Here is a 22,828-nt window from a genome sequence, read left to right as displayed (position 1 = left end):
GGGTCGCGCCCGGCTCACCCCCCCGACGTACTCCGGCCTGCCCCCCGCCCCCCCGGGCCCCGCCGCCCCCGCCCCTCACCCCCAACACCCCACGCGGGGCGGCCGCGCCACCCCCTCTTCTCTTTCTCGGTCGACGACGGGGATCCGCCGTGGGCGGAGCGGCTGACGGCGGAAACGGATGCCGCCGCCCGGCGCCGCGCGCAGGCTGGGCGCATGACAGAAGAAGGCAAGATCCCGATGTTCGGCGCCGAGGCCCGGCGCGAGCTGTTCCACCAGCGCGTGCTCGTGCTCGACGGCGCACTCGATGACGACAACGGCACCCTCCTCGCGACGCAGCTGCTGGCGCTGGCGGCCGAGGACGAGGCATCCGATATCTCCCTCTGGATCCACTCGCCCGGCGGATCCGTCCCCTCGATGCTCGCGATCCGCGACGTGATGCGGCTCATCCCCAACGACGTCGCGACGCTCGCCCTCGGGCTGGCGTGCAGCGCGGGGCAGTTCCTGCTGTCGGCGGGCGCACCCGGCAAGCGCCGCGCGCTCCCGCACGCGCGGATCCTCATGCACCAGGGATCGTCGGGCATCGGCGGGTCGACGGTCGACGTCGAGGTGCAGGCCGGCGACCTGCGGCACATGCGCGACACGGTGCTCGGGCTCATCGCCGCCGACACCGGGCAGCCGCTCGAGCGCGTGTTCGACGACTCGCTGCACGACCGCTGGTACACCGCCGCCGAGGCGCTCGAGTACGGCTTCATCGACGGCGTGGTGGACGAGTTCGCGCAGGTCGTGCCCCGGCGCCGACGCACCGCCGGCCTCGGCGTCGGTCCGGCGGAGGTGGCGGCATGAGCTCGTACACGATCCCGAACGTGGTGGCGCAGCATCCGCGTGGCGACCGTGTCATGGACGTCTACTCGCATCTGCTCGCCGAGCGAGTGGTCTACCTCGGCACGGGCATCGACGCCGGCGTGGCCAACGCTCTCATCGCGCAGCTGCTGCACCTCGACGCCGAGAGCCCGGAGCGCGACATCCAGCTCTACATCAACTGCGAGGGCGGCGACCCGGCGGCGATGCTCGCGGTCTACGACACGATGCAGCACGTTCGACCCGATGTCGCCACGACGGTCGTCGGCCAGGCGATCGGCGTCGGGGCGGTGATGCTCGCGGCCGGAGCCCCGGGCAAGCGTGCCGTGCTCCCGCACGCGCGGGTCGTGCTGCACCAGCCGGCGGGACAGGGGCGGGGCGCGATCCCCGACCTCATCCTGCAGGCGGACGAGCTCGTGCGCGTGCGCGGAGAGGTCGAGGAGATCCTCGCCCGCCATACGGGCAAGGACCCGGCGCAGCTGCGGGCGGACACCGACCGCGACCGGGTGTTCACGTCGACGGATGCTGTCGCCTACGGCCTCGCGGATCGGGTGCTCGCCGAGCGCTGACGCCGTGGTCGGGACGGCCGCGCCGCCCACCGTTCACTGTTGAGTGTCCTCAGATGCGGTCCTCGCGACGCCGGAGACTCCACAGCTGTGGACATTCACCCCAGGCGCGCCAGGGCGCGCGGACTCAGGCGGCGGCGCGGACCGCGGCGGCGACGTCGGCGGGCGAGCCCTGCCACGGCGTGCCGTGACCCGGCAGCACCCACGATGCGTCGACGTCGGCCAGCCGTTCGAGCGACCTGAGCGCGAGCGCGGGCTCGTCGGTGAAGGGCGCGGGCTGCATGCCGGCGCGACCGGTGAGCACGTGGCGCGTGGTGAGTGCGTCGCCCACGAACACGGCCTCGGCGATCGGCACGTGGATCGCGATGCTGCCCGGGGAGTGCCCGGGCAGCCCGATGACGCGCGGCGACCCGGGGAGGGCGAGCACGTCGCCGTCGGCGACCTCGACCACCTGGGTGAGGTACTCGGTGCGGAAGCCCCGTTTGCGCAGGGCGTACGCCGCGAACCCGAGCGTGGGGCCGATCCGCAGCGGCCCCATCGGCGTCTTCGGCTTGTCTCCGCCCTGGGCGCGGTCGGCGTCGGCGGCGTGCACGTAGACCGGCACGCCGTGCTCGCGCCGCAGGCGCTCGGCGAATCCGATGTGGTCGCTGTCGCCGTGCGTGAGCACGAGGCCCTTGACGTCGTCGAGCGAGCGGCCGATCGATGACAGCTCGGCGGTCAGGTCGTCCCAGTGGCCGGGGAGCCCGGCGTCGATGATCGTGATGCCCTCGGGCGTCACGATGAGGTAGGCGGCGACGATGTCGTTGCCGATGCGGTGCAGGTGCGGACCGAGTCGCATGATGTCCTCCGTGATCTTGTGTTGGCTATGGTACATAGCTATCATGGCTTAGGTCAATAGCCATCAAGGAGGACCACATGCCGACGCCTGACCGCACGTCCCTCGCCGCGATCGTCGACGCGGGCCGCGCACTGCTCGAAGTCGGGGGCCCGTCGACCGTCACGATGCAAGCCGTTGCCGAGCGCGTGGGCGTGCGCGCGCCCTCGCTGTACAAGAGGGTCCGTGATCGCGATGCGCTGCTGCGGCTCATCGCCGAGGCGACCATCTACGACCTGGGCGGCCGGCTCGCGGCATCCGATGGATCACTCACCGCCCTGGCCCGCGCCTACCGCGCCTTCGCGCACGACCGTCCGGAGGGATTCCGCCTGATGTACGCCGTGGAGGGGAACGCCGCCGCGATGGCTCGGGCGAGCGAGCCGGTGCTGCGCGCCGCCCGCCAGGCCGCGGGTGAGCACCGGGCGCTGGACGAGGCGCGGCTGCTGACGGCCTGGGTGACGGGGTTCGTCTCGATGGAGCTCGCCGGCGCCTTCCGGCTCGGGGGAGACATCGATCAGGCGTTCGACTACGGGCTGCGTCGCCTCGCGGCGAGCGCGCCGCGCTAGGCGGACCCCTCGCGTCCGGGCCACACCTTGCCGGCCCACGGGTCGTAGTCGGCGATCAGCTCCTCCTGCGAGGGGCGGTCGTCCTCGGGCACGTGCTGCAGGTTCACCCGCACCCGGTACCAGAGCGAGCTCGATCCGCGCATTCCGTCGACGAGCACGTCGGCCGGATGCAGGAGTGCGGTTGCGGCAGGATGCTTCGCCTTCCACTCCTCGAGCGCCTCGAGCGCCTCGGGCTTGGTCTTCGTGCGTGCCACCTCGACGAGGGGCATGGTCGACTGTCGCCGCCCCTCGCCATCGCCCGCCCGCGGCGGTTTCTCGGCGGGGCCGAGCTGCTCGGCCAGCGCGAGGAGTCCGTCGAGGGTGCCGACGGCGTCGTCGATGCCACGGTGGGGATCGCCGATCTCGGCGTAGCGTTCGAGAACGCTCGCGACGGTGAACTCCTCGGGGCGCCGCACGGCGACCTCGTTCCAGTCCAACGGCGTCGAGACGCGCGCGTCGGGCAGCGGGCGGATCGAGTACGCGGATGCCACGGTGCGGTCTTTCGCGTTCTGGTTGAAGTCCACGAACACGCTCTCGCCGCGCTCCTCCTTCCACCAGCGGGCGGTAGCGAGTCCCGGTGCCCGGTTCTCGACCTCGCGAGCCAGCGTCTCGGCGGCGAGGCGGAGCTGCTTGTAGTCCCAGTGCGGCGCGATGCGCACCAGGATGTGCAGGCCGCGCGACCCGCTGGTCTTCGGCCAGCCGACGAGACCCACATCGTCGAGCACCTCGCGTGCGACCATGGCGACGTCGACGATCTGCGACCAGTCCACGCCGGGCATCGGGTCGAGGTCGATGCGCAGCTCGTCGGGGTGGTCGAGGTCTTCGGCGCGGATCGGGTGCGGATTGAGGTCGAGGCACCCCAGATTGACGACCCAGGCGAGGCCCGCGGCATCCCGGATCACCGCCTCCTCGGCCGAGGTGCCGCGCGCGTAGTGCAGCGTGGCGGTGTCGATGAAGTCGGGATGGTTGTCGGGCACGCGCTTCTGGAAGAAGGCTTCGTGATCGATACCCTTCACGAACCGCTTGAGCACCATCGGCCGTCCGCCGGCCCCGCGCAGCGCCCCGTCGGCCACGGCCAGGTAGTACTTCACGACGTCGAGCTTCGTCAGCCCCGGCTCGGGGAAGACGACCTTGTCGGGGCTCGAGATGCGCACCTCGTGTCCGCCGATCTCGAGGAACTCCTCTTTGCGCGCTGGGCTCACCCGCCCCACGCTAGCCCGGGGCCCGGACGGCGGCCAGGGCTTGCGCGCCGCGCGGGCCGGGCGTCAGGCGGCGAGCGTGTAGGCGGCTCGCACGCCGACGGCGGTGCGCGCGGGAGCGTTCGAGCGGAGATCGTCGACGACGGCGGCGGTGAGCTCGATCAGCGTCACCTCGAGCGCGCCGGCGACGGCGGCGATCATCTCGCTCGACGGCTCCTTCAGCCCGCGCTCGATTTCGGAGAGGTACTGCGGCGAGAGGCCGGCGCGCTCGGCGGTGTCGGCGAGGCGCTCGCCGCGGTCGTGCCGCAGGCGGCGCAGCTGCTCGCCGAGGGCGTCGCGCCAGAGGGGTTCCGGTTCGCGAGGAGCACGGGGTGCGATGGGTGCGGGCGCCGTCGGCAGCGGGATGATCTCGGCCATGTCGAAACGATAGGACCCGGATGCCGCGAGCCTCGACCCCTTCCGCTCAGAGCAGAACGGGCCGGCTGTGCGCCGGCCGACACGCCGGGCCGACCGCCCCGGGGTCGTGCACAGAATCGGATGCCGCGGCCGACACGCCGGGCCGACCGCCCCGGGGTCGTGCACAGAATCGGATGCCGCGGCCGACACGCCGGGCGGCGGCCGGCACCCCCCGGCGTGTCGCCACGATCTCCGATGTTGCGGCGGACGACGCGGCCCGAGACGCAGAACGGCCGCCCGGAGGACCGGGCGGCCGTTCGAGAACGCGGACCGTGGGCTAGTTGGAGCCGCGGACGATCGCGATGATGCGCAGGATCTCGATGTAGAGCCAGACGACGGTCACCATGATGCCGAAGCCGCCGAGCCAGCCGTACTTGCGGGGGGCGCCGTTGCGCACGCCGCGCTGGATCGAGTCGAAGTCGAGCACCAGCGAGTACGCCGCCATGATCACGACGAGCACACCGATGATGAGGCCGATCGGGATTCCCATGATCGTGTCGCTCAGCAGGCCGAACGGGTTCGAGTTGACGCCCGTCCACATGAGGACGAGGTTCAGCAGCGAGAAGACGAGGTAGCCGACCATGGCGATCATGAAGACCTTGGTCGCCTTCTTGGAGGCGCGGATCTTGCCGCTCGCGAAGAGTGCCAGGGTCACGCCGACGACCGACAGGGTGCCGAGCGTCGCCTGCAGGACGATGCCCTCCCAGATCATCTCGAAGTAGGCCGAGATGCCGCCGACGAAGAGACCCTCGAACGCCGCGTACGCGAAGATGAGCGCAGGGCGCACCTTCTTGCGCGACGTGAAGATCACGACGAGCGAGAGGATGAAACCGCCGAACAGACCGATGAGCCACGGCGTGAGCGTCGGCTGGCCGGTCGCGGCGACGGTGGACATGGTCCACACCCAGCCGACGACGGCGGTGACGAGCAGCACGCCGAACAGGCCGACGGTCTTCCAGATGGTGTCTTCGACCGTCATGCGGTCGGTCTCGAGAGCGCCGGCCGAGGGGGCCGTGTACATGCCTTCGAGCTGGGCCTGGGCCGCGGCATCCGTGCCCGCGTGCTGCGCGGTGGCGAACTGCGTCTGGCCGGCGGGGGGAGTCAGGCCGGGACGGCCCGGGTAGGTCTTGGCGGCCTTCGAATCCTGGAAGGCCGGATTGTTGAACGCGGGGTTGTCGAGGGCCACTGCTCTCACACTCCAAGTCACGGGGTCGAACAGCACGGTGCTGTTGATCAACGATATCGGACGCGGTGCGTGCCAGGTGGGGCCTGCGGCTGTGAGTGGGCTATGAGCGGATGCCGCGTCCCGGCGCGCGGGTAGCCTGAGACGATGGCGCGCCGCACCCCGCTCGTGATCGGGCACCGCGGCGCCCCCGGCTACCGACCGGAGCACTCGCGCTCGTCGTACGACCTCGCGCTCGAGTTCGGCGTCGACGCCGTCGAACCAGACATCGTCGTCTCGGCAGACGGGGTGCTGGTGGTGCGCCACGAGAACGAGATCTCGGGCACGACCGATGTCGCCGACCGTATCGAGTTCAAGAACCGCCGCACGACGAAGACGGTCGACGGTGCGGAGCTGACCGGCTGGTTCGCCGAGGACTTCACGTGGGACGAGCTGTCGACCCTGCGCTGCCGTGAGCGGCTGCCGAAGCTGCGGACGACGAGCGCGAGCTTCGACGATGCCCAGCCCGTGCTGCGACTGCGCGACGTGCTCGACATCGTGCGGGCCGCGTCGCTGGCCCAGGGTCGCGAGATCGGCGTCGTGCTCGAGATCAAGCACGCCACCTACTTCGCCTCCATCGGCTGGGACGTGGCCGAACTGATCGACGCCGAGCTGCGCGAGGCCGGCTGGGAGGCGGGGCAGCTTCCGCTCATCATCGAGTCCTTCGAGTCGACCGTGCTGTACGCGCTGCAGGAACGAGGCATCCCCGCCGCCTACGTCTATCTGCTCGAGGCGGCGGGGCGTCCTTTCGACCTGTTCGCCGCGCACGGCAAGGCGGCGCCGACGTACCGCGCCACCGCGAAGCCGGCGGGACTCGACGGCCTGGTCGGCCGCGTCGACGGCATCAGCGTCGACAAGCGCATGATCCTCGCGCCCGACAAGCTCGGCCGTCTCACCGGTCCGTCGCCGATCGTCCGCGATGCGCACGAACGCGGTCTGCGGGTCTTCACGTGGACCTGCCGCCCCGAGAACAACTTCCTCATCGGCCAGTTCCGCGGCCGTGGGGGTGCGGCGGCGTTCGGCGACTGGGAGTCGGAGTGGGGAGTGATCCGGGATGCCGGGGTCGACGGCGTCTTCGTCGACCATCCCGATCTCGGCGTGGCGTTCTTCAGTTCCTGAGGTTCCCCGCGGCGCGTATGAGATTGTGAGTCTCATGACTTCCGCCGGCATCGTCGTCGAAGGAGTCCGACGCGCGTTCGGCGACATCCAGGCGGTGCGCAATGTGTCGCTCGTGGCGCACGCGGGCCGCGTGACCGGACTCGTCGGGCCCAACGGCTCGGGCAAGACGACCCTCCTCCTCATGCTCGCCTCGCTCCTCGCGCCCGACGCGGGGTCGATCCGCATCGACGGCGTCGACCCGGTCTCCGATCCGCACGCGGCACGCGCGCTCATCGGGTGGATGCCTGACGCGCTCGGCGCCTGGGACTCGCTCACCTCGCGCGAGACGCTGGTCGTCACCGGCCGGCTGTTCGGGATGCCGAAGGCCGAGGCATCCGCTCGCGCAGCCGTCCTGCTCGGAGAAGTCGGTCTCACAGCGCTCGCCGACGCTCCGGCGAAGGTGCTCTCGCGGGGCCAGAAGCAGCGTCTCGGGCTCGCCCGCGCTCTGGTGCACGAGCCACGCGTGCTTCTGCTCGACGAGCCGGCGTCGGGGCTCGACCCGCAGGCGCGCATCGACCTGCGCGTGCTGCTGCGCCGGTTCGCGGCCGAGGGGCGCACGATCCTGGTGTCGAGCCACATCCTCTCGGAGCTCGAGGAGGTCGTCGACGACGCCGTGTTCCTCGTCGCAGGCGAGACGGTCGACGCCGGGCGCGTCGAGGCGGCCGCTCGCCGCGCACGCCCGTGGCGGGTGCGGCTCGACGGGATCGAGGCATCCGACGCGCGTCCTCAGGTCGCGGCCGCGCTGCGCCTGTCTCCCGAGTCGATCACGGTCGATCGGCGCGACGTCGTGGTCGAGATCTCGTCCGACGAGGACGCCGTCGCCGCGCTGCGCGAGCTCGTCGCGGCCGGGCTGGCCGTCGTGGAGTTCGCGGCCGCGCAGGGCAGCCTCGAGCGCACGTTCCTCGATCTCGGCAGGGGAGTGCCTCCACAGGAGGTGGCGGCCCGACCCGCACCGCCCACACCGCCCGCCGCCGGTGGCGCACCGACGAACGACGAGGGGGCGACGGCATGAGCGGTCAGCGACTCGGAACCATCGTCCGCCTCGAGCTGACCCAGCGCACCCGCAGCATCGCCTGGTACGTGATGCTCGGCGCCTTCGGGTGTCTGCTGCTGATCGTCACGCTGCTGTCGTTCCTGGCGTTCGGCTCGCTGGAGGATCAGCAGGGTCAGGCCGTCTACTCGACGATCGTCTACATCACCCTGCTGCTGATCGTCCTCGTGTCTCCGACGCTCAGCGGCAACTCCATCAACGGGGATCGGGATGCCGCGACCCTCGCTCCGGTGCAGGTCACCCTCGCGACCACCGGCGAGATCCTGATCGGCAAGTTCCTGGCGGCGTGGGTGACGGGCCTCGCCTTCGTGGCTGTGTCGGTGCCCTTCCTCATCGCTGCGACTCTGGCCGGCGGGGCGAACGCGGCGACCATCGTGGTGTCGCTCGCGGTGCTCATCGTCGAGGTGGGCGTGATCGCCGCGATCGGCGTCGGGCTCAGCGGCATCCTGGCCCGTCCGCTCTTCTCGGTCGCCACCACCTACCTCGTCGTGGCCGCGCTCGTGATCGGCTCGCTCATCGCCTTCGGGCTGCTGGGCGCGACGATGCGCACCGAGCAGGTGAACAACTACCGCGCGATCGACTGGGAGCAGTACCAGGGCGACGACTTCCCCTGCATGCCGGGAGAGGAGCCGTCCGCGGACTATCCGTGCAAGGACGAAGGCCCGCTCGCGTGCGGCGAATGGCAAACGTACACGTACGAGGTTCCGCGCTTCGACCGGGTGTGGTGGATCCTCGCCGCGAACCCCTTCGTGATCCTCGCCGACGCCACCCCCACGACCTTCGACCGGAGCGGCTATCCCGTCGATCTCTTCGGGCAGATCAAGACCGGCGTGCGCGGGGCGCAGCAGGCGCCCGAGGCGGAGACGACCTACGACGAATGCCGTCCGCCCGCGAACGAGGAGAACAAGACTCCTGAGGAGATCGTCGACGAGACCGCACCGAGCTGGTTCGTCGGGCTCGGCCTGCAGGTACTGCTCGCGGCCGGACTGCTCTGGTGGGCGTGGGCCCGCACCCGTACGCCCGCCCGCACGCTGCCGCCCGGGACCCGGATCGCCTGACCTCTCCCTGGTGCAACCAGAGGGTTGCAATCAAAGACGATCGGTGCAACCATGACGTTGCATTGCGGTGCAACCAAGGGGTTGCACTCATCGTCAGAGAGGAACGATCATTGTGAGCATGACAGTCAACCCGTCGTCGGTCGTCGACGACTCCGCGTTCTCGGTCCGCCGCACCATCCGCATCGCGGCGCCCCAGGCCAAGGTCTGGGAGGCCGTGACCGAGCCGGAGCACATCTCGCGCTGGTTCGGGCAGGCGGCGTTCGAGGGATCGTACGCCGGCGCCCGCGGCACGCTGACCTGGCCGGACCGCGCACCGATCCCCGTGCGCATCGAGGCGATCGAGGCGCAGCGGATGGTCTCGTACCGCTGGGGGAACGACGACGCCAGCGGCGTCGTATCCGGCGAGCTCGACGACGCGCACTCGACCGTCTTCACCTTCACGCTGGCCGAGGTCGCCGACGGCACCGAGCTGACCGTGGTCGAGACCGGGTTCGAGACGACGTCCGACCCTGCGGCGAATCTCGCCGACCATCGTGACGGCTGGAACGGCGAACTCGACAAGCTCGTCACCCTCCTCGAGAGCGACTCGTGACGGCCGAAGCACTGGTCCCGGTGTTCGCCGCACTCGGAGACGAGACCCGGTGGAGCATCCTGGCGGCGCTCGGTGAGGGGGATGCCTCGGCATCCGCCCTCGCCGGGCGTCTGCCCGTCACCCGCCAGGCCATCGCCAAGCACCTCGCCGTGCTGCAGGAGGTCGGCCTCGTCGAGCCGGTCCGCGTCGGCCGCGAGGTGCGTTTCCGCATCGTCGGTGCGCAGCTCAGCGCCACCGCACGCCGTCTCGACGCCGTGGGCGCCGAGTGGGAGCGCCGACTGGCCGCGATCAAGGAGATCGCGGAAGGGCTGTAGGCACCCCGCGTCGGCGTTGATACGTCACCGGCTCCGGCGCGTCAAGGCTCCTGCGGGCGAGCACTCGACCGGCGAGGATCGGACGGTGCACTCGCACGCGTCACCGCTGTCGCGGTGAACGGAAGGAGCATCATGAGCGACTCGAATCCGGCCGACGACCTCGCCCTTGCCGGCGAAGACCAGCCCGCTGTCCAGCCGCTGCGCGACGGCGACACCTCGATCGAGACCGACGCGCAGCAGGACCCTGCTCAGGCCGAGTGGGATCGCACCACCGCGCTCGACGAGGGAGCCGCCCCGCAGGATCTGGACGTCGACACCGCGACCGGCGCCGATCCGGCGATGATCGCCGACGAGCGTGGCGAGATCCCCGCGGAAGACCTCCCGGGCCGCGGCGTCCAGCCCGAGACGCAGGGACAGTCGCCGGTCGACGCCGAACTCGGGGACGAAGGCCAGGGCGACCTCGCGCCCGAGGACCTCTGACGGCCTCAGTTCGCGATGACGAACCGGTCGCCGCCCGCGCTTTTGGCGCGGTACATCGCGACGTCCGCTCGCCGCAGGAGTTCGGCGGGCGCCTCGCCCGCGTGTTCCGCGATCGCCACACCGATGCTGGCCCGCAGGGCCGCCCGCGAAGACGCTCCGTCGTGCTCGCCGCGCAGGACCGACAGCATGCGATCGGCGATCTCGGTCGCGACAGAGCTCTCCGTGACGTTGCAGAGCACCACGAACTCGTCTCCGCCGTAGCGCGCAACCAGATCGTCGGCACGGACTGCGCTCGCCAGCCGCTCGCCGGCATCGCGCAGCATCCGGTCTCCCGCATGGTGGCCCAGCTGGTCGTTGACGCTCTTGAAGTCGTCGAGATCGACGAACAGCGCCGCACATCGGGTCGTGCGCATGATCTGCTCCATCTGCGCCTCGAGAAGGCGGCGGTTGGGCAGTCCGGTCACTTCGTCGTGCGTCGCCGCGTGCGCGAGCCGGGCCTGCAGCCGCAGAGTCGCGAGCGACTGCGCCGCCTGACCGGCCAGCGCCTCCGCGAGCGTCGACGCCTCGTCGTCGAACACGCGATCGTGGTGGAACCAGCTGACGAACGCCCCGAAGTCGATCTCCTCGTGATGCAGCGGTGCGGCGATGAACGCGCGCACACCGGCGGTGCGCATCGCCGGGCCGAGACCGGGGACGAGACGCTCGGCCTCGTGCTCGCTCTGGACCTTGAGGATCCGTCGCGGCGCGCTCACCATCGCGATGAGCGTCTCGGCGTCGAGGCGGCCCTCGAGCCCGTCGTAGCCGGCGGCCACCGCGCTGCTGCCGTCGGGCAGGTGGAGGTACACGGTCGACTCCTCCGCCCGATAGGCGCGTGCCGTCGTGTCGGCGAGGATCTCGGCGAGCCGGGCCTCTGTCGTCGCCGTGGAGAACGCGATCGACGAGTCCATGACCAGCTCGAGTCGTGTGCGGGTGCGGTCGGCCAGGGCGTACTGGCGGCGCAGATCGCGAAGGGCGCTGAATCGACTGGATGCCTCCGCCATGACCACGACGTCGTCGTCGGGCCGCCGGTGGCGCGTGGCCATGACGGCCTTGCTGGGATCCTGCGCATGCACCATCACCCACGGCCCGGAGTCGTCCAGCGACATGATGTCCTCGCTGGCGTGGACGAGGAACTCGTCGATCATCCTGCCCGGCAGTGCGTCCAGCGAGGCTCCGGCCCAGTCCGCGAACCAGGCGTTCGTCTTGACGATCCTGCCGTTCCCCTCGAGGTGCACGATGCCGACCGGCAACAGTGTCTGATCGTCCAACCATGTCTCCGTTCACTCGCCCCGGAGCAGTACCTGAACGATATCGTCCTCCGATGGTCGGACCACTTCCAGTGTCCGGATTGCGCAGTCGAGCCGGAATGCGCACCTCTCCGGAGGCGGAACGCAGGAACGCGGCCCGCTGCGTCGGCGTGACGTACGATCGGCTAGGTGCGGCTTCCCACCCCCCGTCGCACCCGATTGGAACGCCATGACCGCTGTGCGGACGACCGACGTTCTACGTCGCAACAACGTCACCCTCTCGGGCGACCCCGCGGGGCGGGTGATGATGTTCGCGCACGGGTTCGGCTGCAGCCAGTCGACGTGGAACCTCGTCGCCCCGCACTTCGAGCGCGACCACCGCGTCGTGCTGCTGGATCACGTGGGCGCCGGCAACTCCGACTCGTCCGCCTACGACCGCGGCAAGTACGACTCGCTCGAGGGGTACGCGACCGACGTCCTCGAGATCCTCGAAGAGCTCGATGCCACCGACGTCGTCTTCGTCGGCCACTCGGTGAGCGCGATGATCGGGGTCCTCGCCGCGAACCGCCGGCCCGACCGGTTCGGCGCCCTCGTGCTGATCGGTCCGTCGCCCCGCTACACGAACGACGGGTCGTACCGCGGCGGGTTCGAGCCTTCTGACATCAACGCAATGCTCGAATCGCTGGATGCCAACTACCTCGGCTGGTCGCGCGAGACGGCTCCCGTCATCATGGGGACACCCGATCGGCCCGAGCTGGGCGAGCGGCTGACCGACAGCTTCTGCAGCATCGACCCTGTGATCGCGCGGCACTTCGCACGCGTGACGTTCCTGTCCGACAACCGCGCCGATCTGGCGCTCGTCTCGGTGCCCACGCTCATCCTGCAGTGCACCGCCGACGTGATCGCACCCGAGGCCGTCGGCGACTTCGTCCACGCCGAGATCGCCGGCAGCCGGCTGTCGGTGCTCGCCGCCACCGGACACGTCCCCATCCTCTCTGCTCCGGATCAGGTCGTCGCGGCGATGCGGGGATACCTGCAGTGAGCGCGCACGACTGGTTCGAGACAGCGCCCTGCGGGCTCGTGGCGACGACCCTCGACGGCGAAATCCTCGATGCCAACCCGACCTTCCTGGACTGGACCGGATACGACCTGGACGCCGTCGTGGGCCGGCCGTTCGCGTCGCTGCTCGATCCGGGCAGCCGGCTCTTCTACGAGACCCGCCACATGCAGGTGATGCACCTCCAGGGGAAGGTGCACGAGGTTGCTCTCACGCTCGTGACAGCGGACGGGTCTGCGATGCCCACCCTGATCAACTCCGCCCGCGACGACGAGGCGGGGGTCATCCGCACCGCGGTCTTCAGTGCGGCAGAACGACTGCAGTACGAGCGGGAGCTGCTCACCGCCCGGCGCGCGGCGGAGACGTCCGAGGAGCGCGTGCGCATTCTCCAGGACGTCTCGACCGCGTTCGGCGTCAGCGCCACCGATGAGGACGTCGCCGAGTCGTTCGCCTCGGTCGCACGCCAGGCCTTCTCCGCACGCGAGACCGCCGTGCTGCTCATTCAGGACGACGGTGAGCTGGCGCTCGTCGGCGGCACCAATCCGCTCGCCGGCAAGGTGTCACCAGTCCCCGAGCTGCGGTCGACCCACGATGTGGCCGTGGTCACCGCCGGGCCCGAGGAGACGGACTTCCCACAGGTGGCCGCAGCCCTGCGCGCCGAGCGGCTCGCCTCGCTCACTGTGACGCCGCTCGTCGCGGACGGTGTGCGGCTCGGCATCCTGGTCTGCTTCTTCGCCCGTCGCACAGAGTTCGACTCGTCCTTCTTCGACCTGCTCGACGCCCTCGGCCGGCAGGCCTCGCAGACTCTCACACGTGTGCGCCTGCAGCGTCGCCTGGCCTTCCTGGCGCTGCACGACCAGCTCACGGGCGTGGCGAACCGGCAGCTGCTCGAGCTGACGCTCGATGACGCGATCCGGCACGCGACCGACCGGAACGAGGCGCTCGCCGTCATGTTCCTCGACGTCGACGACTTCAAGGGCATCAACGACGCGTTCGACCACGCCACCGGCGACCTCGTGCTCATCGAGCTGGCGACCCGCCTGCAGGCGGGCGTGCGCTCGGACGACGTCGTCGGGCGGATCGGAGGCGACGAGTTCGTGGCGATCTGCGCCGGAGCCGACGACGCCGCCGCCGCGGCGATCGCGTCCCGCATCCTCGAGATCTGCAGTCAGCCGATCGTGGTCGCCGACGGCATCATCTCCGCCTCCGTGAGCATCGGCATCTCGCTCTACCGCCCGGGTGTGGATGAGGCGCCGACGCCCGAGCAGCTCCTCGTGCGCGCTGACGCCGCGATGTACGACTCCAAGCGGCAGGGCAAGAACCGGCACTCCTTCAACGGGGTCTGACCCGGAAGAGCGGATGCTCCGCCCCGCCGTTCTCGCGGTGATCACCGTCGAGCGCTGCTCGCCGGCATCCGCTCTCCGTTCTGCTCTCGTCGTCGAGCCGCTTCCACTCTCGCGGGTCACCGGGTAGACCAGAGGGGAGAGGACGGAGGAGCGCATGGCTGACCGCGCGGGGACCAGAGGAATCGAGAAGCTCGAGACGGCGGAGTGCTGGAGGCTGCTCGAGACCAGCTCGTTCGGCCGTCTGGCCGTCATCAACGCCGACGGCACGCCCGACATCTTCCCGGTGAACTATGTGCCGCATGAGGGCTCGATCTACGTGCGCACCGCGAGGGATGCGAAGCTGCTGCACATCGCCCAGCACCCTGCGGTGGCATTCGAGGTCGACGATCACGACGAGCACGTGCGGTGGAGCGTGGTCGTGCGGGGCGATGCCGAGCGGGTCACGCGCGAAGACGAGATCCGCACGAGCGGCGTGATGAGCCTGGCGTCGTGGAGCCCCGCGCCGAAGTTCTTCGTGATCCGGATCGCAGGTCGCGCCGTCACCGGGCGACGATTCCCGAAGACCGACGGACGCGTCGATCACCCGCGGCCTTTCGAGTCGCATGCGGCGGTCGAGGAACCGGACGATCACGACGATGCGACGACCCGCCCGGAGCCGATCCCGCATCACCACCCGGTCACGACACGGCGGACGCCGCACACGCCCCATACCCCGGCGGACCCGGGCTGATGTGGGTCAGCGCGCGGGGAGCGCTGCCTGCCAGCGATGCTTCTCGCGCGTGAGGAGGACGGCGAAGATCGCCCAGATGCTGACGTCGTCGGCGATTCCGAGCGGGCCGAGCACGAGCTCGGGAATGAGGTCGAACGGCACGAAGGTGTAGACCGTCGCGGCGAGCGCGGCGACCCACGTCGTCGGCGCGACGCGGTGCTCGCGCGTCTTGACTGCTCGCAGGAATTTCCACCACATGGGTCCAGTGTGCGCGCCGGGAGGTCGAGGACGGCTGGACGCCAGGAGATTTACAGCGAGCCGTTGCCGCGCCGTGATGTGGCGGTCAGGCGGACGGCGTGGTGGTGTCTCCGCCTTCGTCGGGCACGAGCGCCTCGTAGCGGTCGATGAGGATCCGGATGCCGGTGTTCTTCCACCAGGACGGCAGCACCGCACCCGCCGACATGCCGTGGCCCGGATCGAACTCGGCGACGTGGATCGGCTCGCCGGCGTTCTTGAGCGGGGTGCCGAGGATGCCCGCGGCCGCTGCGTGAATCGTGTCCTGGAGCTCCCACCCGTTGGGCGGGAGGGGCGTCGTCGCGAGCTCCGCGCGGAGCGCGCGCCACAGGTACGGGTCGCCCCGCAGCCCCCACTGGCTGGGGGAACGATCGAAGAGCCGGCCGATCGTGTCGGGCTCGGTGGGTGGCGGGAAGCGCCGCAGCACCTGGGCATGCACGCGGCGGTGGGTCTCGGCGGTGAACGAGACGAGCCGGACCTCCTCGACGCGCGACGGCGTTCGATGGATCGTGTCGACGGCCGCGTCGATCGCGTCATTCAGCGGCCACGCGTAGATGCCGGCGCTGATCAGCGGGAAGGCGAGGCGTCGGGCGCCGAGCTCGTCGGCCACCTCGAGCGAGCGTCGATAACAGGACTCCAGGAGTGTCCGGTCGCGCTCGCCGGCCGAGTGATTCGGGCCGACCGTATGGATGACCCACGTGGCAGGCATGGCGCCGGCGGTCGTCCATCCCGCGTCACCCGTGCTCAGACCGCGGGGGAAGCGTGCGATGCAGTCGTCGAGGATCGCGCGCCCACCGGCCCGGTGGATCGCGCCGTCGACGCCGCCTCCGCCGCGCATCTGCCGATTCGCCGCGTTCACGACCGCGTCGACGCGCTGCTCGGTGATATCGCCGTGGACGGCGGTGACGGTGACCACGGTTCGAGTCTGCACCCCGCGAACGAGATCTGGTGGCCGCATGCGGGATTCGGACCCGGACCATCGGGATGCGAACCTCATGACACAGGCGGGGGATGATGGGCGGGTGACGACCTCGACGACACCTGCGGTGGTCGTGCTCGACGGAGGGCTGTCCAACGCGCTCGCCGAACGCGGGCACGACCTCAGCGACGAGCTCTGGACCGCACGACTGCTGCGCGATGCGCCGGGCGAGATCGCAGCGGTGCATCGTGCGTACTTCGACGCGGGCGCCCAGGTCGCCACCACCGCCGGCTACCAGGCTAGCGTCGCGGGATTCGAGCGCCACGGGATGGCTCGCACCGAAGCGGAGGCGCTCATCCGGCGGAGCGTGACGATCGCCCGCGAGGTGCGCGACGACGTCGCCGAGACAGCCGGTGATGGAGCGGTGCGGCTGGTCGCGGCATCCGTCGGTCCCTACGGAGCGGTGCTCGCCGATGGATCGGAGTACCGCGGACGGTACGGGGTGAGTCGCGCCGCGCTCCGCGACTTCCATGCCCCGCGGATCGAACTGCTCGCGAGCGCCCAGCCCGACCTGCTCGCACTGGAGACGATCCCCGACCTCGACGAGGTGTCGGTTCTCCTCGAACTGGTCGACGAGTTCGCGATTCCCGCGTGGCTGTCGTGCACCATCTCCGGGGACCGGCTGCGGGACGGCCGTTCGGCCGCTGAAGCCTTCGCGCTCGCCGCCGGCCACGGATCCGTGGTCGCCGTCGGCGTGAACTGCTGCGCGCCGGGGGATGTGCTGCCGGCGGTGCGGTCAGCCACCGCGGCGAGTGGCAAGCCCTCGGTCGCGTACCCCAACTCGGGCGAGACCTGGGACGGCGTGGCGCGGCGGTGGGTCGGTGAGCCGGGATTCGACACGGCGCTTGCGGTGGCGTGGGCGGACGCCGGATCGATGTTCATCGGCGGATGCTGCCGGATCGGACCGTCGGCCATCGCAGAGATCGCCCGGGAACTGCGCCGGCCGATCGAGTAGCGGGCGCTGTGCCTATCGCCCGAACTCGTCCGCCGGCCATCCGACGGGAGTTCTGATCGACGCGACGGCGGGAGTCGAACCCGCAACGCATCCGGGTATGAGCCGGTGCCCGGGACCGCCCGGATCGCCGCGATGACCCCACGCTAGCGCGGGAGCCAGCTCGCTTGGCCAAGCGTTAACCGTGGTTTCGCTTTGCGTCGGCATGTGACGAGGCCGCGGGCGGCGGCATCCGATCACAACTCCGCGAGGTACGCGCGAAGCTGCTCGACCACGAAGGCGTGGTCGTCGGCCTGGGGGAGGCCCGAGACGCCGACGGTGCCGACGACGCCCACGCCGGCGATGGTCAACGGGAACACGCCGCCGTGCGCCGCGTAGAGCGCGGGATCGAGCCGGGCGTCGACGTCGAAGTCCTTGCCGGCAGCACGGAACGACTGGCCGACCCCGTACGACGACCGGCCGTAGCGGCGGGCGACCCGGGTCTTGCGCTCGAGCCAGCCGTCGTTGTCGGCGCTCGATCCGGGCAGGGCCGTGTGGAAGACGCGGGCCTCGCCGAGGGTGATGCCGATGACGATCGGCAGGCCCGCAGACTCGGCCGCGGTGCGCATCCGAGAGCCGAGGGCCCAGGCATCCGAGAGGTCGAAGCGGGGCAGGATCAGCTCACGCTCCTCGGACTCGATCCGGTCGAGAACGCCCTGCGCATCGTCGCTCATGGCGTCGAGCGTATCTCTCGATAAGGCCGCTTCCACTGCGCATCAGGACAAGACAGGGGCCGCTGACGGCGGGTCGATTGTGCGGTCTGCTCAACCTGGGAATCCACCGTTGACTTGATGTGAATTGCCACATACGTTCGCCGAAGTGCCCCGCTTCCACCCCCAGAGCGAAACGGGACCATCCACACTCCACCCCCAGTACGGAGAAAGTAGGACCCCCTTGTACCGACGTGTATTGGCGGTCGCCGCAGTCGTGGCGCTGTCACTCCCCACAACCGCGGCATTCGCCGCGGCAGACGACGATCCGTCGTCGCGGTTCGACGAAGCCCCCACCCGGGGCCCCGTGAGCGCCACCGTCGAGCCGCTCAGCGCGAACGCGAACGGCGACGTGACCGTCGTCGTCGAGCTCGCGGGCGACCCGGTCGCTGTGGTCGAGGCCGAGAAGGGCCGCGAGCTCAGCAAGTCCGAGCGCAGTGCGATCAAGAAGTCGCTCCAGAAGGTCCAGCAGCCCGTCGTGGGTGCTGTCGAGGCCGAAGGCGGCGCCGTCGAGGCCACGATGCAGTCTGCGTACAACGGCGTGCAGGCGACCATCCCGGCCGACGCGGTCGACGCTGTGGCAGCGCTGCCCAACGTCGTCGGCGTCCACGCCGCTCGTACGTACACGATCGACAACGCGGTCTCGGTCCCGTACCTCGGTGTGCCCCAGGTGTGGCAGAACACCGGCTACACGGGCGAGGGCATCAAGGTCGCCATCATCGACACCGGCATCGACTACACCCACGCCAACTTCGGCGGCCCGGGCACGGTCGAGGCGTACCAGGCGGCCAACGCGGCCGAGACCGAGGCGGCCGATCCGGCGCTGTTCGGTCCGAACGCGCCGCGCATCAAGGGCGGCTGGGACTTCGTCGGCGACGACTACAACGCCAACGAGGACGGCAGCGTCCCGAAGCCCGACGCCAACCCGCTCGACTGCAACGGTCACGGCAGCCACGTCGCCGGCACCACCGGCGGCAGCGGCGTCACCGCGGACGGCGCGACCTACACGGGCGCGTACGACGAGTCCACCGCGTCGCAGCAGTGGAAGATCGGCCCCGGCGTCGCGCCCGAGGTCGACCTCTACGCCCTGCGCGTCTTCGGCTGCGACGGCTCGACGAACGTCACCACCGCTGCCATCGACTGGGCCGTCGCCAACGACATGGACGTCATCAACATGTCGCTCGGCTCGAGCTTCGGCCGTGCCGACGACCCCGAGGCCGTCGCTGCCGCCAACGCCATCGGCGCGGGCGTCGTCGTCGTCGCCTCGGCCGGCAACTCCGGACCGGCTCCGTACATCGCGGGCTCGCCCGGCAACGGCGAGGGCGTCATCTCGGTCGCCGCGGTGGACAGCACCCCGAGCTTTCCGGGTGCCACCGTCACGGTGAACGGAGTCGCCGTCTCGGCGATCAACGCCAACGGCGCCGACCTGGCCGGTCTGCCCGGCATGACGGTCGTGCGACTGGCCGACAACCCGGCCACGGCTGAGAACGAGGCGCTCGGCTGCTCGGTCGCGGCGTACACCAGCAACGGTGTCGCGCCGGGGCTCAACCAGCTCGCCGTCTCGGAGCGAGGCACGTGTGCGCGCGCTGCGCGGCCGATCTTCGCGGAGCAGGCCGGTGCGGCTGCCGCACTCATGGTGAACAACACGAACGACTACCCGCCGTTCGAAGGCGTCATCACCGAGAACCCCGACAACGGCGACCCGTTCAACGTCACGATCCCGTTCCTCGGCGTCCGCATGTCGGACGGCCCGAAGTTCGTGTCGGGTGCCCCGGCGACCATCGCCGCAGCCGACCTGGCGAACCCCTCGTTCCGTGGCTACGCCTCGTTCTCGTCGAACGGCCCGCGCAGCGGCGACAGCGGTGTGGCCGTGGATGTCGCGGCTCCGGGTGTCTCGATCGTCTCGACGGGCGTGGGCACGGGCAACGGCCCGGCCACGATCTCGGGCACGTCGATGGCGGCTCCCCACGTCGCGGGCGTCGCGGCGCTCGCCGTCCAGGCCCACCCGGGCTGGAAGGCCGGCGAGGTCTCCGCGGCCGTCGTGTCGTCGGCCGATCCCGAGAAGGTCGCGGGCCAGCAGATGACCCGCGGCGGGGTCGGACTCGTCGACGCCGCACAGGCTGTCGCGACGAAGGTCACGGCGACCGGCGACGCGTTCCGCACCGACAGTGGCTGGCTGCGTGAGACGGCGCTCAACTTCGGGTTCCAGGAGTCGTGGCTCGGGTTCGCGGGGCTGAAGACGATCACCATCACGAACCACGGCGACACGGCGGTCACCTACAAGGTGAGCTCCGCTCCGTCGGCGCAGTCCGAGAAGGCGACGCTCACGTTCAACCGCAGCTCGGTGAAGGTTCCCGCCAAGGGCAAGGCGACGGTCATCGTCGCTCTCACCGCGCGCGCTGACGCCGTCGGCTCGTCGACGGTGGACCCGTTCGCCCAGTACGAGTTCTCGGGCGACGTCGTCCTCACGTCGGACTCCTCGTCGCTGCGCGTGCCGTACCTGATGGTTCCGCGTGCCGACAGCCGCGTGGCGTCGAAGACCGGCGCCCTGTTCGGCAAGAAGGAGAAGGTGGCCGACGCCGGCAAGAAGGTCAAGCTGACCAACACGATCGGCGCTCAGACCGCCGGAGCCGACTTCTTCACGTGGGGTCTGAGCGACCCTAAGGACGTGTCGAAGAAGCTCAACGACACCGGCATGGACCTCGCGTCCGCGGGCGTGCAGTCGTTCCCGCAGTCCGACGGCGACCACGTGCTCGTGTTCGCGGTGAACACGCACTCGCGCTGGTCCAACGTGTCGAGCAACGAGTTCGACGTGGTGATCGACCGCAACGGCGACGGGAACCCCGAGGCGATCGTGTTCTCGGCCGACTCCGGTCTGGTGCGCACGGGCTCGGTCAGCGGCCGCTCCGAGGTGTTCATCAGCACGCCGCAGGGTCTGCTCGCTGCGGGCTTCTACGCCACGGCACCGACCGACAGCAGCACGATCATGCTGCCGGTGTGGGCGAGCGATCTGGGGCTCACCGAAGCCGCCGGCTCGTTCGACTACACGGTCGCGAGCTACTCGATCACCGACACGGCCCTCTTCGACGAGATCGAGGGTGTCGCGAAGTACAACCCCTGGTCGCCGGCGCTCGAGAACGGCCAGTACGCCGAGGTGCCGCGCAACGGCACCGTCACGGTGGATGTCGCCGTCGACGGTGACGCGTACGCGACGCAGAAGCCGCTCGGTGTGATGGCGGTCGTGCTCGACAACAAGTCGGGCACGAGCGAGACGGTCCTCGTCAAGACGAAGTAACCGTCCGCAGTCGCACGAGGGCGGCACTCCCGGAAGGGGTGCCGCCCTCGTCGTCTGATCGAGCCGAGCGGATGCTGCGCTCAGGCCTCGCAGAGCACGGGTGCGTCGCCGCGACCGAAGCGGTAGTCGTAAGTCACCCCGTCGGCCTCGACGAGGACGCGCATGCCGTCGACGACGGCCTGGGTGTACGACATGCCCGGTTTGGGGCAGCCGAGCGCGCCGTTCGGCCACGTCACGGACTCAGCGCTCACCAGCACCGGCTCGCCCGCCACCCCGCGCTCCGCGAGGTCGGCGACGATGGTATCCCACTGCGCCGGCGACACCTCGGCAGGGGTGCCCGACGGGCCGATCGGGCCGGGCGTGGTCGTCGCGAACGGCGGGCGGCTCGATGAGGGGGTGGTGGGGTCGGTCATGGGTCCTCCGGTGGCGCAGGCGGTGAGCAGGAGCAGGAGCACCCCTCCGGCGCCCGCGAGGATGGCTCGGCGCATGTCACTCCTTCGGTCGTCGGCGCCAGCGTAGGTGCGCGTCCTGCGAACACGCTGTGCCGGAAGCCGCCCCCGACCCTCGGACCGCTCGCCTGTCACGAAATGCCGGCACGCACGGCGTTTCGTGACAGGGGAGCAGGACGACCCGCTGGCTCCCCTGTCACGAAGTGCCGGCGCGGGCGGCGCAATGTGACAGGCGAGCAGCGACCACCCCGTCAGCCGTGGGGCGGCGTGCGCGGGCGTGGCGCGGCCCCGCGGGGCGGAGGCGGAGGCGCGTCGATCGCGCGCAGCATCCGCTCCAGCGACTCCCTCAGTTCGGAGCGACCGGGCTCCTGCAGGTCGGTCGTGTACTCGACGCCCGGCGGGATCCACATCAGCCCGTACATCGTCTCGCGCCAGTCGGCACCGCCGACGGGCCACCGGGTGCGGCTGTCGTCCTCGGCTTCGGCGCCCTGGCCCCATTGCCCGAAGTACTCGCGCATCACGTCGAGCGGCAGGTCCATGACGGCATCAGCTTCCACCTTCTGTCGCACCCACGACCGTGCGACGACGATGAACTCCTCGATCTGCTCGGGTGTGAGCGGGCGCGGCTCGAACAGCACCCGCGTGTGCTCGACGTCGGCCAGGCGGTCGACGCGGAACGTGCGCCAATCGTCCTTCTCGAGGTCCCAGCACAGCAGGTACCAGTGGCGGTCCGCCGGGGCGAGCGCGTGCGGCTCTACGCGGCGCCGCGTGACCTCGCCCGACGCGGCGGTGTACGTGAACCGCACCCGCTCGTGGTCGCGGGATGCGAGTGCGAGTTCGCCGAGCACGTCGCTCGAGACTGCGGCGCCGGGGTTGAGCCCTGCTGGCTGCACCGTCTCGGCGAGTGCGTTCACCCGTCGCCGCAGCGGTGCGGGCAGCACCTGCTCGAGCTTCGCGAGGGCGGTGATGGTCGTCTCGGGACCGGAGACGAGGCGCTGGGATGCCGCGACCCGCAGCCCGATCGCCATCGCGACCGCCTCTTCATCCGTGAGCAGCAGAGGAGGGACCGCGCTTCCCGCTTCGAGGCGGTAGCCGCCCGCGGCGCCCGGCGACGACTCGATGCGGTACCCCAGGTCGCGCAGGCGCTCGACGTCGCGGCGGACCGTGCGCTCGGTGACGCCGAGGCGCTCGGCGAGCTCGGAACCCGGCCAGTGTCGGTGGGTCTGGAGCAGGTTGAGCAGCGAGAGGGCTCGCGTGGTCGTGTCGGACATGTCCTCAA

At 70.5% G+C, this 22,828-nt stretch carries 24 protein-coding genes and 1 tRNA gene; 14 read left to right on the top strand and 11 right to left on the bottom strand.

What is annotated here, in order from left to right; all coding sequences use genetic code 11:
* The first annotated feature begins 213 nt into the window (after positions 1 to 213).
* Positions 214 to 843, top strand: coding sequence for a ClpP family protease (locus tag ACFC1W_RS03190; RefSeq protein WP_375988583.1), 630 nt, complete (start codon positions 214 to 216; stop codon positions 841 to 843).
* Positions 840 to 1,427 carry a ClpP family protease gene (locus tag ACFC1W_RS03185; RefSeq protein ID WP_375988581.1) on the top strand — a complete coding sequence of 196 codons (588 nt, stop codon included), beginning with the start codon at positions 840 to 842 and terminating at the stop codon, positions 1,425 to 1,427. Before ACFC1W_RS03190 ends, ACFC1W_RS03185 begins: the two co-directional genes overlap by 4 nt.
* A gap of 124 nt (positions 1,428 to 1,551) precedes the next feature.
* On the opposite strand, the gene ACFC1W_RS03180 is transcribed toward ACFC1W_RS03185, so the two are convergent.
* Positions 1,552 to 2,262, bottom strand: coding sequence for an MBL fold metallo-hydrolase (locus ACFC1W_RS03180; protein WP_375988579.1), 711 nt, complete (start codon positions 2,260 to 2,262; stop codon positions 1,552 to 1,554).
* 77 nt (positions 2,263 to 2,339) lie between these two features.
* On the opposite strand from ACFC1W_RS03180, the gene ACFC1W_RS03175 reads away from it, so the two are divergent.
* Positions 2,340 to 2,864 carry a TetR/AcrR family transcriptional regulator gene (locus ACFC1W_RS03175; protein ID WP_375988576.1) on the top strand — a complete coding sequence of 175 codons (525 nt, stop codon included), beginning with the start codon at positions 2,340 to 2,342 and terminating at the stop codon, positions 2,862 to 2,864.
* Here the strand turns inward: ACFC1W_RS03175 and ligD are convergent.
* From ligD to ACFC1W_RS03160, 3 genes are all read right to left on the bottom strand, one after another.
* Positions 2,861 to 4,105 (bottom strand): non-homologous end-joining DNA ligase, encoded by a 1,245-nt coding sequence (gene ligD / locus ACFC1W_RS03170; protein ID WP_375988573.1) that lies wholly within the window; start codon positions 4,103 to 4,105, stop codon positions 2,861 to 2,863. The two genes, ACFC1W_RS03175 and ligD, sit on opposite strands and share 4 nt — an antisense overlap.
* Positions 4,106 to 4,168: 63 nt before the next feature.
* Entirely contained in the window at positions 4,169 to 4,519 is a 351-nt protein-coding gene (locus ACFC1W_RS03165; RefSeq protein WP_375988571.1) for a helix-turn-helix domain-containing protein, read from the bottom strand.
* A gap of 316 nt (positions 4,520 to 4,835) precedes the next feature.
* On the bottom strand, positions 4,836 to 5,744 hold the full coding sequence (locus ACFC1W_RS03160) for a Bax inhibitor-1/YccA family protein (RefSeq protein WP_241112872.1): 909 nt from the start codon (positions 5,742 to 5,744) through the stop codon (positions 4,836 to 4,838).
* A gap of 144 nt (positions 5,745 to 5,888) precedes the next feature.
* Here ACFC1W_RS03160 and ACFC1W_RS03155 point away from each other — a divergent pair, with 144 nt between their 5' ends.
* The 6 genes from ACFC1W_RS03155 to ACFC1W_RS03130 all read left to right on the top strand — a co-directional run bounded on the left by ACFC1W_RS03155 (position 5,889) and on the right by ACFC1W_RS03130 (position 10,433).
* On the top strand, positions 5,889 to 6,899 hold the full coding sequence (locus ACFC1W_RS03155; protein WP_375988568.1) for a glycerophosphodiester phosphodiesterase family protein: 1,011 nt from the start codon (positions 5,889 to 5,891) through the stop codon (positions 6,897 to 6,899).
* A gap of 34 nt (positions 6,900 to 6,933) precedes the next feature.
* Positions 6,934 to 7,950 carry an ATP-binding cassette domain-containing protein gene (locus ACFC1W_RS03150; protein WP_375988566.1) on the top strand — a complete coding sequence of 339 codons (1,017 nt, stop codon included), beginning with the start codon at positions 6,934 to 6,936 and terminating at the stop codon, positions 7,948 to 7,950.
* The gene (locus tag ACFC1W_RS03145; RefSeq protein ID WP_375988563.1) at positions 7,947 to 9,047 is read left to right on the top strand and encodes an ABC transporter permease; all 1,101 of its coding nucleotides are present in this window, start codon (positions 7,947 to 7,949) and stop codon (positions 9,045 to 9,047) included. Before ACFC1W_RS03150 ends, ACFC1W_RS03145 begins: the two co-directional genes overlap by 4 nt.
* 118 nt (positions 9,048 to 9,165) lie before the next feature.
* Positions 9,166 to 9,639, top strand: a complete 474-nt coding sequence (locus ACFC1W_RS03140; RefSeq protein WP_375991390.1) for an SRPBCC domain-containing protein — start codon at positions 9,166 to 9,168, stop codon at positions 9,637 to 9,639.
* Entirely contained in the window at positions 9,636 to 9,953 is a 318-nt protein-coding gene (locus ACFC1W_RS03135) for an ArsR/SmtB family transcription factor (RefSeq protein ID WP_375988560.1), read from the top strand. Before ACFC1W_RS03140 ends, ACFC1W_RS03135 begins: the two co-directional genes overlap by 4 nt.
* A 132-nt stretch (positions 9,954 to 10,085) precedes the next feature.
* On the top strand, positions 10,086 to 10,433 hold the full coding sequence (locus tag ACFC1W_RS03130; RefSeq protein WP_375988557.1) for a sugar ABC transporter ATPase: 348 nt from the start codon (positions 10,086 to 10,088) through the stop codon (positions 10,431 to 10,433).
* A 5-nt stretch (positions 10,434 to 10,438) separates the two neighbouring features.
* Here the strand turns inward: ACFC1W_RS03130 and ACFC1W_RS03125 are convergent, their stop codons facing one another.
* Entirely contained in the window at positions 10,439 to 11,740 is a 1,302-nt protein-coding gene (locus tag ACFC1W_RS03125) for a diguanylate cyclase (RefSeq protein WP_375988554.1), read from the bottom strand.
* A 208-nt stretch (positions 11,741 to 11,948) separates the two neighbouring features.
* On the opposite strand from ACFC1W_RS03125, the gene ACFC1W_RS03120 reads away from it, so the two are divergent.
* From ACFC1W_RS03120 to ACFC1W_RS03110, 3 genes are all read left to right on the top strand, one after another.
* Positions 11,949 to 12,761 (top strand): alpha/beta fold hydrolase, encoded by an 813-nt coding sequence (locus ACFC1W_RS03120; RefSeq protein WP_375988551.1) that lies wholly within the window; start codon positions 11,949 to 11,951, stop codon positions 12,759 to 12,761.
* Positions 12,758 to 14,122 carry a diguanylate cyclase gene (locus ACFC1W_RS03115; RefSeq protein WP_375988549.1) on the top strand — a complete coding sequence of 455 codons (1,365 nt, stop codon included), beginning with the start codon at positions 12,758 to 12,760 and terminating at the stop codon, positions 14,120 to 14,122. The genes ACFC1W_RS03120 and ACFC1W_RS03115 overlap by 4 nt, the downstream gene beginning before the upstream one ends.
* Before the next feature lie 154 nt (positions 14,123 to 14,276).
* Complete coding sequence (locus tag ACFC1W_RS03110; protein WP_375988546.1) at positions 14,277 to 14,852, top strand: pyridoxamine 5'-phosphate oxidase family protein; 576 nt, start codon at positions 14,277 to 14,279, stop codon at positions 14,850 to 14,852.
* 6 nt (positions 14,853 to 14,858) lie between these two features.
* Here ACFC1W_RS03110 and ACFC1W_RS03105 read toward each other — a convergent pair whose 3' ends face one another.
* Together ACFC1W_RS03105 and ACFC1W_RS03100 are read right to left on the bottom strand one after the other, a co-directional pair.
* Positions 14,859 to 15,089, bottom strand: a complete 231-nt coding sequence (locus tag ACFC1W_RS03105) for a DUF1232 domain-containing protein (protein ID WP_241112818.1) — start codon at positions 15,087 to 15,089, stop codon at positions 14,859 to 14,861.
* Positions 15,090 to 15,174: 85 nt separating this feature from the next.
* Positions 15,175 to 16,041 carry an O-acetyl-ADP-ribose deacetylase gene (locus ACFC1W_RS03100; protein WP_375988544.1) on the bottom strand — a complete coding sequence of 289 codons (867 nt, stop codon included), beginning with the start codon at positions 16,039 to 16,041 and terminating at the stop codon, positions 15,175 to 15,177.
* 106 nt (positions 16,042 to 16,147) lie between these two features.
* Here ACFC1W_RS03100 and mmuM point away from each other — a divergent pair, with 106 nt between their 5' ends.
* On the top strand, positions 16,148 to 17,059 hold the full coding sequence (gene mmuM / locus ACFC1W_RS03095; RefSeq protein WP_375988541.1) for a homocysteine S-methyltransferase: 912 nt from the start codon (positions 16,148 to 16,150) through the stop codon (positions 17,057 to 17,059).
* Between the two features lie 59 nt (positions 17,060 to 17,118).
* On the opposite strand, the gene ACFC1W_RS03090 is transcribed toward mmuM, so the two are convergent.
* Together ACFC1W_RS03090 and ACFC1W_RS03085 are read right to left on the bottom strand one after the other, a co-directional pair.
* Positions 17,119 to 17,191 (bottom strand) — tRNA-Met (locus ACFC1W_RS03090).
* A gap of 101 nt (positions 17,192 to 17,292) precedes the next feature.
* Positions 17,293 to 17,769 carry a heme-degrading domain-containing protein gene (locus tag ACFC1W_RS03085; RefSeq protein WP_375988539.1) on the bottom strand — a complete coding sequence of 159 codons (477 nt, stop codon included), beginning with the start codon at positions 17,767 to 17,769 and terminating at the stop codon, positions 17,293 to 17,295.
* Positions 17,770 to 18,004: 235 nt separating this feature from the next.
* On the opposite strand from ACFC1W_RS03085, the gene ACFC1W_RS03080 reads away from it, so the two are divergent.
* Entirely contained in the window at positions 18,005 to 21,100 is a 3,096-nt protein-coding gene (locus tag ACFC1W_RS03080; RefSeq protein ID WP_375988538.1) for a S8 family serine peptidase, read from the top strand.
* 80 nt (positions 21,101 to 21,180) lie between these two features.
* Here the strand turns inward: ACFC1W_RS03080 and ACFC1W_RS03075 are convergent, their stop codons facing one another.
* Together ACFC1W_RS03075 and ACFC1W_RS03070 are read right to left on the bottom strand one after the other, a co-directional pair.
* Positions 21,181 to 21,588, bottom strand: coding sequence for a hypothetical protein (locus ACFC1W_RS03075; protein WP_375988535.1), 408 nt, complete (start codon positions 21,586 to 21,588; stop codon positions 21,181 to 21,183).
* Between the two features lie 212 nt (positions 21,589 to 21,800).
* Complete coding sequence (locus tag ACFC1W_RS03070) at positions 21,801 to 22,820, bottom strand: helix-turn-helix transcriptional regulator (RefSeq protein ID WP_375988533.1); 1,020 nt, start codon at positions 22,818 to 22,820, stop codon at positions 21,801 to 21,803.
* Positions 22,821 to 22,828: the final 8 nt, after the last annotated feature.

The sequence above is a fragment of the Microbacterium sp. NPDC056003 genome, assembly GCF_042274785.1.
Taxonomy (GTDB): domain Bacteria; phylum Actinomycetota; class Actinomycetes; order Actinomycetales; family Microbacteriaceae; genus Microbacterium.
Note: the sequence above shows the minus strand (reverse complement) of the source record. Positions and strands in the feature narration are given on the sequence as shown.

Coding starts and splice junctions, on each gene's coding strand:
- ACFC1W_RS03185 (WP_375988581.1), top strand. CDS start 840: ATGAGCTCGTACACGATCCCGAACGTGGTGGCGCAGCATCCGCGTGGC.
- ACFC1W_RS03070 (WP_375988533.1), bottom strand. CDS start 22,820: ATGTCCGACACGACCACGCGAGCCCTCTCGCTGCTCAACCTGCTCCAG.
- ACFC1W_RS03190 (WP_375988583.1), top strand. CDS start 214: ATGACAGAAGAAGGCAAGATCCCGATGTTCGGCGCCGAGGCCCGGCGC.
- ACFC1W_RS03140 (WP_375991390.1), top strand. CDS start 9,166: ATGACAGTCAACCCGTCGTCGGTCGTCGACGACTCCGCGTTCTCGGTC.
- ACFC1W_RS03085 (WP_375988539.1), bottom strand. CDS start 17,769: ATGAGCGACGATGCGCAGGGCGTTCTCGACCGGATCGAGTCCGAGGAG.
- ACFC1W_RS03075 (WP_375988535.1), bottom strand. CDS start 21,588: ATGCGCCGAGCCATCCTCGCGGGCGCCGGAGGGGTGCTCCTGCTCCTG.
- ACFC1W_RS03130 (WP_375988557.1), top strand. CDS start 10,086: ATGAGCGACTCGAATCCGGCCGACGACCTCGCCCTTGCCGGCGAAGAC.
- ACFC1W_RS03150 (WP_375988566.1), top strand. CDS start 6,934: ATGACTTCCGCCGGCATCGTCGTCGAAGGAGTCCGACGCGCGTTCGGC.
- ACFC1W_RS03110 (WP_375988546.1), top strand. CDS start 14,277: ATGGCTGACCGCGCGGGGACCAGAGGAATCGAGAAGCTCGAGACGGCG.
- ACFC1W_RS03105 (WP_241112818.1), bottom strand. CDS start 15,089: ATGTGGTGGAAATTCCTGCGAGCAGTCAAGACGCGCGAGCACCGCGTC.
- ACFC1W_RS03175 (WP_375988576.1), top strand. CDS start 2,340: ATGCCGACGCCTGACCGCACGTCCCTCGCCGCGATCGTCGACGCGGGC.
- ACFC1W_RS03180 (WP_375988579.1), bottom strand. CDS start 2,262: ATGCGACTCGGTCCGCACCTGCACCGCATCGGCAACGACATCGTCGCC.
- ACFC1W_RS03120 (WP_375988551.1), top strand. CDS start 11,949: ATGACCGCTGTGCGGACGACCGACGTTCTACGTCGCAACAACGTCACC.
- ACFC1W_RS03165 (WP_375988571.1), bottom strand. CDS start 4,519: ATGGCCGAGATCATCCCGCTGCCGACGGCGCCCGCACCCATCGCACCC.
- ACFC1W_RS03145 (WP_375988563.1), top strand. CDS start 7,947: ATGAGCGGTCAGCGACTCGGAACCATCGTCCGCCTCGAGCTGACCCAG.
- ACFC1W_RS03155 (WP_375988568.1), top strand. CDS start 5,889: ATGGCGCGCCGCACCCCGCTCGTGATCGGGCACCGCGGCGCCCCCGGC.